Source organism: Photobacterium iliopiscarium, from assembly GCF_003026395.1.
Taxonomy (GTDB): domain Bacteria; phylum Pseudomonadota; class Gammaproteobacteria; order Enterobacterales; family Vibrionaceae; genus Photobacterium; species Photobacterium iliopiscarium.
The window spans coordinates 45736-59307 of sequence record NZ_PYOO01000002.1; the positions used below are offsets into that span (position 1 = coordinate 45736).

The window sequence follows — 13572 nt, forward strand, 5'->3', positions numbered from 1 at the left end:
ACTTTCTTAAGTTATTTCAATACACACTTATCTAGGGTAAGTCTCTTAATTATCATTGTGTTACTTGGATCTATTTTGCTATTAGCCACAAGATACTTCAATACATCGACCATGAGTTTTACCTTAACCTTTATGCATTGCCAATTTCATAGTCACTATGGTGGATGGACGACAACATGGCACAATATAGCTCATATTGGTTATGCTACTCTTGGATCTCAAGGTTGGCATTCATCCCTACCTTGGATAGGCATCCGTTTAAAAAGTTATGATCATTTTATTCAGACTATCTGCCCTCGTGTTGCATCCAGAATATTACTTGAACAACGTATTTTACTGGTCATGGCACTTAAACACAGCGATAGCTCCAATTATCAACTCGAAGATATATTATTTGATGACTCACCTTTTATAACTCAAAATGGCGAACAATTACTTGGACTCCAAGCAATGCTTGCTAATCGCATGCGTTATAACCGAGAATTACTTGGCTTTGATTTTTTTATTGCTGATGATGCGCTTGATCGCCCTATAAACGATTTTATTGGTCTATTACGTCGTTATAAGGCCGCCGCAGCTTAAATCATCATGGTGATACAGCAGAAGACGTCTGTGCTTTAAGAAAGGGTAACAACAACAATCCAATTAATGCCGCAGCCACTGAAATTACCACAAAAAAACCAGTCCAATGATAATGATTCATAATAATCGCCAATGGGTATCCCGCTAAAGCAGCCCCCATATAAGCAAATAAACCGACAAAACCTGTTGCCGCACCCACCGAGTCTTTATGAGAGCATTCAGCCGCCGCCATACCAATCAACATTTGTGGTCCAAAGACAAAAAAACCTATCGCGAAAAAACAGCCCGCTTGCAAAATATAATTGGTCACTGGCATTAACCATAACGCAGCAACCGCTAAAAATATTCCCATTGAAAAAAGTAAAATCATCGGGCCACGATTACCACCAAATAATTTATCCGAGCCCCACCCTCCCACTAATGACCCTAAAAACCCACCAACTTCAAATAATGATAAAGCACCATTTGCAGATAACAAACTATAATGATGTTGTTCCGTTAAATAGAGATTACCCCAATCATTTATCGCGGTTCGAACGATATAAACCAAGACATAACTCATAGCAAGCAACCACAAATATTTATTAGTTAACACATACTTAAATAATACTTGTCGTTGTGTAAGCCCAATACCTTCATTTTCTTGTGCCATTTCCAAATGATCGTGACGCCATAATCCAACACTGGGTAAGCCCATCGCTGTAGGTTTATTTCTTAAACGCCAACATAAACCAATACCAATGATTATCGCTACAATACCAGGGACAAAGAAACCATAACGCCAACCATAATGTACCGTTAAAAAACCTACCAATAACGGAATAAGTGCACCACCAACATTATGAGCAGTATTCCAACATGACCACCATAATCCACGCTCAGATCGTGAATACCACGTTGTCAGTAACTTAGAACATGCAGGCCATCCCCACCCTTGAAACCATGCATTCGCTATCCACAATAATGTAAATGCCAGAATCGAACTTGATAAACCAAAACAAATATTAATAATACCGGTTGCAATTAACCCTATTCCCATAAAATAACGTGGATTAGAACGATCAGATATCATACCGGATATAAATTTAGAACAACCATATGTTAAATAAAACAGTGTCCCCATCATGCCAATATCAGCTTTATCCCAACCTAAATCAGCAATCATAGCGGGCATTGCATACGTGAAATTTTTACGGGTTAAATAAAATCCCGCATAGCCAATATACATACTAACCATGATATGCAAACGCCAATATTTATAACGTTGATCAACTGTTGAGTCTGATAATATCGCCATGTGGTACCTGATTAAATAAAGAAATTAGACATTATAATTATTTTAACGGTAATATAATTACCAATGTTGTGCCTGTATTTATAGATGGTTTTGGTAATGCATTTTCCTGAGAATTATCATGATAGTGGCTAATTATCGAGCATCGTCCGCCTAATATTTCAACCCGTTCACGAATACCTCGAAGACCAAAACCTTTAAATGCATCTTCTGCTTTAAATCCAACCCCATTATCTTCAATTTGTAATCTAATTTGTTGATCAATCTGTAATTCAATAATAACTTCAGTTGCATGGGAATATTTAGCAATATTATTCAATGCTTCTTGGCATATACGGTATAAAGTCACGCTGGTCGTATCACACAACAGTTGTTGATGATGTCCCCATGCCATTGCTACATCAATACCCTTATCTTCTAATTTTAAATCACACACAACTTGCTCTACAGCTTTTGCTAATCCAAGATCATCTAATGTTTTAGGACGTAATCGTGATAATAAGCCTTTTGTTGTATCATAAATATTAAGCGATAATTGCTCAATGGTCGACGAACATTGCTGACTTACGGGGGTCAATTCGACCCGTTTTAAAATACTCGCTTGCATTCTAATTGCAGTAATGTTTTGGCCTATCTCATCATGTAATTCTCTAGCGACATCCCGCCTAACTGATTCTTCTGTTTTAATTAATTGACGAGATAACACCTGATTACGACCTAATTCAGAAGATAATTTAGTATTAAGATCCCGCTGGCGTTGAATACCAAGACCTAACAAAATTCCCGTTAAACTTTGCGCCGAGAGTGATAATAATAAGTCCGTTATTTCCATGTTATTGACATCACTTCGTGCCGCTATTAATGCAATACTATTTAATAATGTTCCGAGTAATGCACCTTGCCACCCATGTCGAAATGCAAAGACAATAATTGGTATGGCTAAGCAAAAAGGGGCAAAACGGCTAAGTTCATCCGGTAAATTAATTTGTAATAAAATATTGGCAATAAAAAGTAAGGCATATAAACACAAATCACGATGACGTAACTCTAATGGTTTAGAAATAAGGGCTACGGTTAATGGGATCCATGATCGATTAAATAAGAAGCTCCACAATAAATAACACGTAGGCACTAGCATTAATCCGCCAGTAACACTGATGAGAAAAATCATTCCCATTGGCGATAACGGTATCTGAGCGATAGATCGAAAACCCATTACCATAACAACATTAACAATCGCAGTTGAGACAATAACTGCCGCCATAATAAATAATTGTCGCCATTGATCGCCATAATAATAACGGCGAGCAAACCACAATATGGGCCATGATAAAACACTCGCAATTAAAATTGGCCACCACGGTAAGTCATTTAACGTTTTTGCCAGTAATAAAATCAAGCCCCATTCAGTACTATAAATGACAACCCAATAGCGACTAGCTGTATGTAATGTTATTCCTAATCTCAATGCAAAAGGGAAAAATAAAATAGCTAATGCAGGATCAACAAGAAAATAAAAGGCAATAACCCACAAACAAAACCAACTACAAATAAAAAATAAACACCCGCCTAATGACGTCAATACATAATGTCGCATTACAATATTTCTAGTGGAAAATACTTAGCTAACTCAACATTATTACTAACATTAAGTTTATCCATTGCATTTGCGCGGTGCACATGAACAGTTTTATGACTCAGACCTAATTCAACCGCAACCGCTTTAACATCTAAACCAGTAGCAAGCATTTCACTAATTTGACGTTCACGTTTTGTTAAACATGCAACAGATTGTTGATAAGGATCGGTAGTTTCTAATTGCATTTCGATATCAGATGCTAAATAACATTCGCGATTTGCAACTTTTCGAACAGCTTTAATGAGTTCATCAGGACTACAACGCTTACTTAAATAACCTTTCGCTCCCGTAGCCAATGCTTTATTCACTACAGTGGCAGAATCATGCACACTCAACATAATACAACCAATATTACAGGCTAAATCCTCAAGTAACGATAAACCACTTTCATTCGGCATTGAAATATCAATAATGCATACATCAACGGTTTGTCTTGCTAAACCATGACGAGCTTCTTGTGCTGAACCAAATTGATTAATTACTTTTATATCAGGTTCTAATGATAATAATTGAGCAAAACCAGAACGAACAATGACATGATCATCAACTAAAGCGACTGTAATCATAACGAAACATACCCATAAACATTAAAAAACAACAAAAGAAGTCTTAATCGACATAAAGTACCGTTTGGGATAAATTCATGCAAGCTCTAGCCAATTAAATGTTTCTTTAGTCACGAAAACACAAAAAACCACTGCTAATAAAATCACCAGTGGTTATTCATTTAATCTTTTTTTATTATACGGTTAACCGAGAATTAACAATATAATATATTAATATAATGGCATTTCATCAGCAACAAATGGGTTTGTCACTCGCTCATGTCCAAAGGTAGACAATGGGCCATGTCCGGGTACAAATGTAACCTCATTACCTAAAGGCCACAATTTAGTCTTAATCGAATTAATCAATGCAGGGTGATCACCTTGTGGAAAATCAGTACGTCCAATACCACCTTTGAATAATACGTCCCCTACAAATGCGACTTTCGCATCCGTACTGTAAAAAATTACATGGCCTGGCGTATGGCCTGGCGTGTGGAATACCTGTAACGTTTGATTACCAACCGTTATCACATCGCCATCATTTAGCCATTGCGTCGGCATAAAGGCCTCTGTCATTGGCAAACCAAACATTTCGCTTTGGCGTGGTAATCCTTGTAACCAAAATTCATCATCTTGCTGTGGCCCAATAACCGGCACATCAAGAATTTGAGCAAGAGGCTCTGCACCACCCACATGATCTAAATGTCCATGTGTCAGTAGCAATTGAGTAACGTTAACACCTAATGCTGCTACTTCTTTTTGAAGTTGTTGAATATCACCACCTGGATCAATAATCGCAGCTTGGTATGTTTCATCACACCATATAATAGAGCAATTCTGTTGAAACGGTGTTACAGGTACAATTTTATATTGAAGACTCATTCATACTTCCTAAACGGAGACATCATTTAGCGAAGCATGCCACGAATACCCTAAAAAATACAGGTCATCACTAGAATAAACTACCCTCTCCAATGACGAACAGGACCAGTATCAATATGAATAAACTGGCTATTTGGGTAATAGCCGACACCACCAATATTCAAATCTGACGCGGCCTTACGTATTTTAGCGAGTGAAACCCCCTCTAAATTAAAATCAATAGCTTGAGCTTTCATGTGATAGCTTTTCTTCGCAACACCACCGCGCTTTGCTAACATCTTATTCGTTTTAGATGAGCGGTAACCAGAAAATAGCTGTGCATAACCCTCATGCCCTAAATAAGATTGAATTTGAGCAATGGCATCATATAAACGACGATCTATACGTGCGATTTCATTTTGACGAAAATCACGACAGAGATGATCTAACCGTCGCACTTCTTTACCTACATACGTTTTACCATTGAAGTATTTAGTTTCTAGTTCTTCACCTGTATGCAAATTACGCAATAACATCGTTCGAGGTGTTTTTGCTTGGAATGAACTTGCTTGGGCAATATTAGGCAGCATACATGCTCCAACAGCTAACCCACTTAATGTTAAAAATCTACGGCGACTAATATCTAAATTTGACATAAATTACACAACCAAAAGAAAATGTTATTTATTGCTAAAGCAATTCATATACCAATATTGCAAAACATTATCTTCAGTTAATTAAGCAGTCAAATACACAAGTCACATAATATCAAATTGATAAATCTATTTTTAAATATCATTAACTTACACTAAATTATTATTGTAAGAAGAAATTAATACCGCATTATTTGTTGTCATTAGTCATATTCGTAAATATCAAAACGGTAATTGACAGCACCGTCATCATTCACCCACGCGGTTTGATAAATAATTTCAACTGGCACTTTTTTGCTTTTATTAAGCCTAATTGATCGCGTTTTCTTACTTCTAGATAGTGTGTTAAATTGAGATTCGTTTTTTCCAGAATATTGCAATAACGCTAACGCAAGTGATTTTGACTTAAGCACACGCACACAACCTGAACTCAGTGCACGATCATGCTTATTAAATAATGCAGGGGATGCCGTATCATGTAAGTAAATAGCTTGATTATTAGGAATATTAAATTTATATAAACCTAACGCATTTTTTTTGCCCGGTTTTTGACGTAAACGGTAGGGAAATTTATTCGGGGAAAATAAATTATAAGGAATTGAGTTTATATTTATTTTTTGAGAGCTTCCCCAACTACGAATAACTTCATAATTATGGCGTTTTAAATAGCTCCGACTACGTTGTACCTTCGGTAGTATATCTTTTTTCATAATCGAATTAGGTACATTCCAATAAGGATTAAATACCACAGAGTTAACCTCTGAATTAAAAATAGGCGTTTGACGCGTTGGACGACCAACAATCACTTTACTGGTCAAGACCCTACGCCCATCAAGCCATAACTTCATATAATAACTAGGTATATTCACTACAATACCTGTATGAATATTCGTCGACCATAATCGTAACCGTTGCGCATTTAATGCCAATAACCGAACCCGCTGAGTTAGATTTAATCCTAACCATTTCTGAGTATTAGGGCCAATAATGCCATCTTGCTTTAAACCATGACGTGCTTGAAAATGCTTTATTGCTACGACTAAGCTGCCAGTATATAACGACTGATATCGTTGCTGATAACGCTTAGCCTCATAGGAAGAAATATCACCTAACCGCTCAAGTATTATAATCAAACTTGGTATATATTTAATTGCTTGTCCCGGTTCGACTTTGCCATTAAATCTCAATACAGGCCAACGTAGAGTATGTTGTGAATCTAATTTATTGATTGATGTTACTAATTGATTATATTCTAATATCTGTGGTTTCATACGGAGAACAAATTGATTAAAACGATGATTTTCATAACTTTCAAGCATATTTTCAACAGTAATACGATTTGGAAGAGGTAATGTTGAAGGTGCTGTTTCACCAAATAACCATAATTTACCCTTTCCATGTAACTGTTCAATAAAACTGATATATATTAATAATGTATCAGTTGCTACAACATCATATTGTTGCCAATTTTTTTGTTGTTGTAATTGAATCAATAAATGGTATCTAGCGGTTAATTCTTTATTTGTTTCAGATAGACTAAGAATGCGGAGTTGATCTATAAAATCATTTCTTGTTTGTTGGCTTTCCCAAAATTGACTAAACCCAGTTGATAAATATAACTCAACTAATGTTGATGAATATTTAAGCCGAACTATATTTGCATTAGCATCTGCAACCCATCGTTGAGCACTATTAAGCATATTTCTAGGATTATCAATGTCTGTCAAAGAAAGTGATTGGTTATTTAACAACGTATGCTCATGATCATCTCCAACAGATTGAGAATAGGCATATTGTATTGGTAAATAAAAACTAATAAATACTAATATGACAATAAAAAAAGCATTCTTAACTAATGTCATTAAATACCCCTATTCACACTTTACGCATGACAATAAAACCATATTCCATGACTAAATATAGAAGAAAAGAGTATTCGCAAATCTTAGAAGTACAATTATTATTCAATATTTACACTAACAATCTCTTTTAACTGAATATAAATAACTCAAAATCAACCAACAATTGGAATATGCCCTCTACAATAACAATTATTCATAAAGATAATAATGTTCACAAAATCGAAACACTTTGATGTAAAAGCAATGACACTTATCTAGAAATAAATTGATTAAATACATATAAATACCAATGAAAACATTATAATTCTTGTATACTCTCACCATGAAAGTACCCTATACATTGTGATGATTTTATAGAGTTATTGCATACAAATTTAATTGGGAGAGTTAGATGGATAGGCACGAAGAAGTACTGATTGCTCTGCGACAAATTATTCGAGCAATTGATCTACATTCTAGGAAACTAAATAAGAATGCCGGACTCACGGGTCCACAGTTAGTATTAATGCGTGCAATTCGTGGATCAGGCGAGATTACTATTCGCCAACTCTCTAATAACACCAATATGAGCCAAGCAACCGCCACTACCATTCTTGATCGTTTAGAAAAACGCAATTTGGTGGTACGTAAGCGTAGTGTGCTTGATAAGCGCAAAGTACATGCTCACCTTACAGAGGCTGGGCTTGTCTTACTTAATAAAGCCCCAATGCCACTACAAGACAGCTTTATCTCTCAATATCAAGATTTAGAAGATTGGGAACAATCACTACTGCTTTCTTCTGTACAACGTATTTCAACCATGATGAATGCAGAACACCTTGATGCAGCACCACTACTTGAAGTAGGTAGTATAACTAAGCAAGAAAAACCCAATATAGACAGTGCTGACGACGAATAACAACAATTAAAAACCGACATTATTGTCGGTTTATTTTTATTTAATGGTTATCCTGCTAAGACAGGATCAACCTGATACTTCATCAATGTCGATGGTATATGTTGTTGTGTTAACTCGTACATTGCTAATAATAATGCTTGTTTAATTGCAGTTTCATCATGTACCTCAACAGCAGATAAAGCACAATCTAAAGCCTGCTTTATTGCCTCAACTTTAAGCTGTATTAATGTAATTTGCTCTTGTTCAGACAAGGCTAATTGAGTAATCACTTGTGCGTTTGAATCACTATTTTGAGCATGACTCAAAACACTTAACTGCTGGCAAAGTAAATCTAATGTGTAAATCGTATTAAACAATGATTGTGGTGATTTTGTCATTGTAATATCCTTATTTATCAATGAAAAATGAACATTGCTTTATAATAATACATATTCAATGGGTAATTTGTTAACACGATCATAGAAGGGATATTGCATGCTATTGGAAGGCATTGAGACACTATTAATTTTAGCGCAAGAAGGCACCATGAGTCGTGCTGGAGCTAAACTTTATATTAGTCAATCAGCCGTCAGCAAACGGATAGCTAAACTTGAAGCGACACTTGGAAAAAAGCTAATTTCCCCATCAGGACGTTTAATCAAACTCACGCCAGATGCCCAGGCCTTGATAGAGAGTGTCGGCCCCAGCTTTAGCGAACTTCGAGGTTTAATTTTTGAACAACAAACCATTGAAGATCATAGCATTATTACTATAGATTGCTCTGAAACCCTTGTTGCTGGTTATTTAGGAAAAGCCTTTGGGGATTATAGACAACAAGATAAAAATTTCACAATCACAACTCATCATACTCCCGTTATTATTGATAACGTACGTTCCGGACAAGCGACTATTGGTTGTTGCGCGGGTTATTTAGCTCCGCATAATGGATTGCATTATCAACATTTATTAGATGAACGCTTTCGTATTGTTGCGTCTACCATATTGCATTCACCACCAGAATATTTATTAGTCAATGATCTTAAAAATCCATCTAATCTTTATCAAGCCGCTATTTTACAAAAAGCTGGGATCACTCCGCTAATGGAAATGGACTCTTATACTGCGGCAGCACAACTTGCCCTTGGTGGTGTTGCGCCAGCATTAGTACCAGAATCCATTATTAGCGCTCTAAAAATAGATCCAATCAATTGCTATCATTTTGACTTTTTAGATCAACTTACACGCCCAGTACATATTATTTATCGTTTAAAAAACGCAACATCCCCACGGGTTAAAAAACTAATTGAAACCATTGCGGGTGCTGTTGCCACAACAACTTAATCGCCATTCCCATCGACATAATCACAACCATTGGTCGAATAAAACGCTGGCCTTTGCTAATAACAACGTGTGCGCCTAATCGCGCCCCCATAAAACCACCCACAGCCATTATTAACCCTACCTTCCAAACAGGTAATCCTGCCAAAATAAACAAGATTAACGCTGCAATATTAGAAGTGAAATTCAAAACTTTAGTGCGAGCGGTAGCTTCTACTAGCCCTAATTGAGCAATAACAACAAAGCAGATGGTAAAAAATGATCCTGTTCCTGGACCAAAAAAACCATCGTAAAAACCAATACTGGTACCAACCGAAAATGCAAAAGCGGCTTCTGATAATTTAGGCGTGCCTCCCCCTGTGCCAATATTAGGGGATAATAAGAAATACAATGAAATACAGACCAGCAATATAGGAATAAGACTCGTTAATACACTAGCATCAATATATTGTACTAATACAGCCCCAATTGCCGAGCCTGCAAATGTGCAACCTATAGCCAATCGCATTTGTTTTAGATTAACTAATCCATTACGGACAAAATACCAAGATGCAGAAAAACTACCAAATGAGCTTTGCAATTTATTGGTTGCTAATGCTTGAGCCGGTGGGATCCCAACAGATAAAAGCGCAGGCACAGTAAGCATTCCTCCGCCACCAGCAATCGCATCAATAAACCCTGCGGCAAGTGCCACAAAAAATAAAATAACTAATACATCTATACTTAATTCCATTTACGATCACTTTATTAATCAACATACTAATAGCAGAATAATAACGGTGATAGCGTATATCGAACAGTGAAACCTAGGATAGCAACCCATTCCAGTTTGGAATAGGTTTATAATATCTAATGTTGATTACGGCAAATTTCAGCAGGAAAAGACAATTGCACCATAATAAAGCGTTTTAGTAACTCATCATATGGTTGATCATCAACGGCTTTTTGCATGCACATGAGCCATGCCTGTTTTTCAGCTAAACCAATATGATGATGGTGATGAGCACTAGCAAGGTTCATGCGTCCATAGCGTTCACTATAATTATCTTTTCCGCCCAACCAACCAATTAAAAATGTCGTCAATTTTTGCTGAGCTTCAGTTAAATCATGACTGTACATGGCACGTATCGTTACCGCTTCAGGTAAGCTATCGATGTAATAATAAAAATCAGCAACCAACTGTTGTACGCCAGTCTCACCACCCGCCGCCTGTAAAATGCTTTCTCCTTGTTCATACTTGGGAACATTACGCTTTTTTACACCTGAAAAATCATCACCTTCGGGGAACTCAACTTTATCAACCATTTCATTATCACTTTATAGAAATCCTTTCTTCATACTATAAGAAATGAATAAAGAGCAGCCATAGCCACTCTTTATTATTTATTGTTGATCACATTTTTAATTAACTCACATACAAAGGCCCACTAAAAGAGGTAACAGGAGGTACTTTGCCCGTGAACTTTTCAAAATTAACCACCACGGTATTCGCACTGGTTGCTTGAGCAAGCTCTGAGGTTGGAATATCAATGGTTAATGTATTAGGATCGCCATAAGTATCTATAGCGCCAATATCATTATTCAATGGCCCAAACCACGCCCCTTCTTCAATTCGAATCACTCCGGTTGGATAATGACTTGAAAGCACAGCGCCGGCTAACAACTGCCCACGATCATTAAACACTCTTACAATATCACCCTCTTTAATGCCTTTTTTATTCGCATCGTCAGGATTGATATAAACGGGTTCATGCCCTTTTACGGCATAGGTATTACGGAAGTCTTCAGAATCACACATTTGTGAATGTAAGCGTTTATTCGGATGGCATGATTGGAGCCAAAATGGGAATTTATCAGATTTAGGTCCGCCATGTGAACGCTCTTCTTTTTCAAACCACATGGGGTGGCCTTGGCAATGCTCATAGTTATACCGCGCAATTTTACGGCTATAAATTTCAATAAATCCAGAAGGTGTACCTAAGCTATTAATTTCAGGATCTTCTCTGAAAGCTGCATGACTGACATAGGTCTGGTCTGTGGTAAATTCGACTAATCCTTGTTGCCAAAATTGTTTAAATTCTGGCATTTCATGCTTACTGTCATTCGCTTTTCGACAATCATTATACAGTTGTTCAATCCACTGCATTTCTGTCATACCACGGGTATATTGTTTACTTTTTCCAAAGCGTTCTGTTAATTCAGTGAATATCTGAAAGTCGGTTTTTGATTGATATAATGGATCAACCAATTTATGCATCGCTAGAATACCGCTGGTTGAGTAAGTACCATATTGGTCGAGATCACTACGTTCAAATTGTGTACAAGCAGGTAAAACAATATCAGAAAAACGGCACGTTGGTGTCCAGGTATAATCAATATTAACCACCGTTTGCAGCTTTCTAAATGCCTCTTTCATACGGTTACGTTGCTGATGGTGATTCCATGGATTACAACCACTAAACACCATCATTTTAATATCAGGCAAGACCACATTAGCGCCGTTATATTGAATTTTTTTACCCGGTTCTATAATGGCATCAATCCATCGAGCAACCGGAATCGTTGAGCTATAACCTTTAAAATCAGTATTATTCCAAATAGGTTGCTGACCTTCATCAACATTACGCGGAAAACCACCAGGACCAGCCGCGGTACTAAAAGGTAATCCAACCCCACTATAAAAGTGCGAGTAAGACACCCCGCCACCAGGTAAACCGATTTGACCTAACATGGATGCTAACACCGCCCCCATCCAATACGGTTGTTCACCATGCTGTTGACGCTGCACCGCCCAACCAAACATCAACATGGTGCGATCTTTTACTAAATTACGTGCAAATTCTCGAATAGCATCTGCTTTTACACCACAAATAGGCTCAGCCCACTCTGGCGTTTTAGCTATTTTGTCTTTACCTGTACCTAATAAATAAGGTAAGAACTCATTAAACCCCAGTGTATACATTTCTAAAAATTGTTTATCGTACAAATCTTCTTTATACAATGTGTGCGCAATGGCAAGCATGAAAGGCACATCAGTTTGAGGGTTGACGTATTGATGTTCACAATTAAAATATTGTTGCGATTTTGATACCACAGGATCGACCGAGATCATCCGGATCTTGCCATCAGCCACCTTCTGTTTTAATTGCTCATAGTAAGCATAAGAACCATGGGTTTCGCATTGCCATCCTACTTGGCTATTTTTAATCGGATCATTTGACCACCATATCAATGTCTTGCAATCTTTGAGTATGGTTGACCATGTGGTTGCTTGGGCATAAACCTCTGTTGAGCCTAATACGTAAGGTAAAATGGTTTGTCCTGCACCTGTTGAGTAATCACCGACTTTCTTAATAAAATTACCATGCATGCCCACAGCACGTTGCATGTGCGACGTACAACTTTGGAACTGTCCTGTTTCTCGCCATCCTGTTTGACCAGCATGCAATGCCCACGGACCGTAATCTTTCTGCACCCGTTGTAACTCTTGATAAAATAAATCTAACGCTTCATCCCATGTCACCCGTACAAAGCGATTATTACCGCGAGTTTCACCGCTATATTTATTTTTCTTGAGCCAATCTAAGCGCACCATCGGATAACGCACTCGTGAAGGACTATAAATTAAGCCTTTGATCCCGTTTAACATATCGGTAGGATTTTTATCAAATTCTAACGGTTTTATTTCAGCGACTTGACCATTATATATTCGCGCTCGAAATGCGCCCCAATGAGAACCCGATACTTTCCAAATGCCCGGCGCATCGGCTGCTGGCGTATTAGTATCACTCGCGTGTGCAACTTGTAATAATAACCCCGGACCAATCACAGAAGCAGCACTGGTTGTCGCTAACCCTTGTAAAAATTTACGCCGACTCAAAGACATAGATCTTTCCTCTTTTTAAACGGGATACGCTA

At 37.3% G+C, this 13572-nt stretch carries 13 protein-coding genes; 3 read left to right on the forward strand and 10 right to left on the reverse strand.

Annotated elements, in window-relative coordinates:
- The first annotated feature begins 75 nt into the window (after positions 1-75).
- Positions 76-582 carry a DUF2982 domain-containing protein gene (locus tag C9J51_RS03575; RefSeq protein ID WP_244907428.1) on the forward strand — a complete coding sequence of 169 codons (507 nt, stop codon included), beginning with the start codon at positions 76-78 and terminating at the stop codon, positions 580-582.
- Positions 583-586: 4 nt separating this feature from the next.
- On the opposite strand, the gene uhpC is transcribed toward C9J51_RS03575, so the two are convergent.
- From uhpC to C9J51_RS03605, 6 genes are all read right to left on the reverse strand, one after another.
- Positions 587-1879 (reverse strand): MFS transporter, encoded by a 1293-nt coding sequence (gene uhpC, locus C9J51_RS03580; RefSeq protein ID WP_045039385.1) that lies wholly within the window; start codon positions 1877-1879, stop codon positions 587-589.
- Between the two features lie 37 nt (positions 1880-1916).
- Positions 1917-3473 carry a signal transduction histidine-protein kinase/phosphatase UhpB gene (gene uhpB / locus C9J51_RS03585; RefSeq protein WP_045039384.1) on the reverse strand — a complete coding sequence of 519 codons (1557 nt, stop codon included), beginning with the start codon at positions 3471-3473 and terminating at the stop codon, positions 1917-1919.
- On the reverse strand, positions 3473-4081 hold the full coding sequence (gene uhpA / locus C9J51_RS03590) for a transcriptional regulator UhpA (protein WP_045035547.1): 609 nt from the start codon (positions 4079-4081) through the stop codon (positions 3473-3475). Before uhpA ends, uhpB begins: the two co-directional genes overlap by 1 nt.
- 210 nt (positions 4082-4291) lie before the next feature.
- Positions 4292-4945 (reverse strand): MBL fold metallo-hydrolase, encoded by a 654-nt coding sequence (locus C9J51_RS03595; RefSeq protein WP_045035548.1) that lies wholly within the window; start codon positions 4943-4945, stop codon positions 4292-4294.
- Positions 4946-5025: 80 nt separating this feature from the next.
- Entirely contained in the window at positions 5026-5580 is a 555-nt protein-coding gene (locus C9J51_RS03600) for a YcbK family protein (protein WP_045035549.1), read from the reverse strand.
- A gap of 200 nt (positions 5581-5780) precedes the next feature.
- The gene (locus C9J51_RS03605; RefSeq protein ID WP_052675196.1) at positions 5781-7439 is read right to left on the reverse strand and encodes a L,D-transpeptidase family protein; all 1659 of its coding nucleotides are present in this window, start codon (positions 7437-7439) and stop codon (positions 5781-5783) included.
- Positions 7440-7830: 391 nt separating this feature from the next.
- Between C9J51_RS03605 and C9J51_RS03610 the strand changes: the two genes are divergently transcribed.
- On the forward strand, positions 7831-8337 hold the full coding sequence (locus C9J51_RS03610) for a MarR family winged helix-turn-helix transcriptional regulator (protein ID WP_045035550.1): 507 nt from the start codon (positions 7831-7833) through the stop codon (positions 8335-8337).
- A gap of 47 nt (positions 8338-8384) precedes the next feature.
- Here C9J51_RS03610 and C9J51_RS03615 read toward each other — a convergent pair whose 3' ends face one another.
- A complete protein-coding gene (locus C9J51_RS03615) occupies positions 8385-8714 on the reverse strand; it encodes a hypothetical protein (RefSeq protein ID WP_045035551.1) in 330 nt (109 codons plus the stop codon).
- 97 nt (positions 8715-8811) lie between these two features.
- On the opposite strand from C9J51_RS03615, the gene C9J51_RS03620 reads away from it, so the two are divergent.
- The gene (locus C9J51_RS03620; protein WP_045035552.1) at positions 8812-9657 is read left to right on the forward strand and encodes a LysR family transcriptional regulator; all 846 of its coding nucleotides are present in this window, start codon (positions 8812-8814) and stop codon (positions 9655-9657) included.
- On the opposite strand, the gene C9J51_RS03625 is transcribed toward C9J51_RS03620, so the two are convergent.
- The 3 genes from C9J51_RS03625 to torA form a co-directional block, all read right to left on the reverse strand.
- Positions 9608-10387, reverse strand: a complete 780-nt coding sequence (locus C9J51_RS03625; protein WP_045035553.1) for a TSUP family transporter — start codon at positions 10385-10387, stop codon at positions 9608-9610. The two genes, C9J51_RS03620 and C9J51_RS03625, sit on opposite strands and share 50 nt — an antisense overlap.
- Positions 10388-10503: 116 nt before the next feature.
- Positions 10504-10959: a group II truncated hemoglobin gene (locus C9J51_RS03630; protein WP_045035554.1), complete on the reverse strand. Its 456-nt coding sequence runs from the start codon at positions 10957-10959 to the stop codon at positions 10504-10506.
- 100 nt (positions 10960-11059) lie between these two features.
- The gene (gene torA / locus C9J51_RS03635) at positions 11060-13540 is read right to left on the reverse strand and encodes a trimethylamine-N-oxide reductase TorA (protein ID WP_045039383.1); all 2481 of its coding nucleotides are present in this window, start codon (positions 13538-13540) and stop codon (positions 11060-11062) included.
- Positions 13541-13572: the final 32 nt, after the last annotated feature.

Excerpts from the sequence above, each read along its gene's own strand:
- C9J51_RS03610 (WP_045035550.1), top strand. The coding sequence starts at position 7,831 with ATGGATAGGCACGAAGAAGTACTGATTGCTCTGCGACAAATTATTCGA.
- C9J51_RS03600 (WP_045035549.1), bottom strand. The coding sequence starts at position 5,580 with ATGTCAAATTTAGATATTAGTCGCCGTAGATTTTTAACATTAAGTGGG.
- C9J51_RS03620 (WP_045035552.1), top strand. The coding sequence starts at position 8,812 with ATGCTATTGGAAGGCATTGAGACACTATTAATTTTAGCGCAAGAAGGC.
- uhpA (WP_045035547.1), bottom strand. The coding sequence starts at position 4,081 with ATGATTACAGTCGCTTTAGTTGATGATCATGTCATTGTTCGTTCTGGT.
- C9J51_RS03605 (WP_052675196.1), bottom strand. The coding sequence starts at position 7,439 with ATGACATTAGTTAAGAATGCTTTTTTTATTGTCATATTAGTATTTATT.
- uhpC (WP_045039385.1), bottom strand. The coding sequence starts at position 1,879 with ATGGCGATATTATCAGACTCAACAGTTGATCAACGTTATAAATATTGG.
- C9J51_RS03630 (WP_045035554.1), bottom strand. The coding sequence starts at position 10,959 with ATGGTTGATAAAGTTGAGTTCCCCGAAGGTGATGATTTTTCAGGTGTA.
- C9J51_RS03595 (WP_045035548.1), bottom strand. The coding sequence starts at position 4,945 with ATGAGTCTTCAATATAAAATTGTACCTGTAACACCGTTTCAACAGAAT.
- uhpB (WP_045039384.1), bottom strand. The coding sequence starts at position 3,473 with ATGCGACATTATGTATTGACGTCATTAGGCGGGTGTTTATTTTTTATT.
- C9J51_RS03615 (WP_045035551.1), bottom strand. The coding sequence starts at position 8,714 with ATGACAAAATCACCACAATCATTGTTTAATACGATTTACACATTAGAT.
- torA (WP_045039383.1), bottom strand. The coding sequence starts at position 13,540 with ATGTCTTTGAGTCGGCGTAAATTTTTACAAGGGTTAGCGACAACCAGT.
- C9J51_RS03625 (WP_045035553.1), bottom strand. The coding sequence starts at position 10,387 with ATGGAATTAAGTATAGATGTATTAGTTATTTTATTTTTTGTGGCACTT.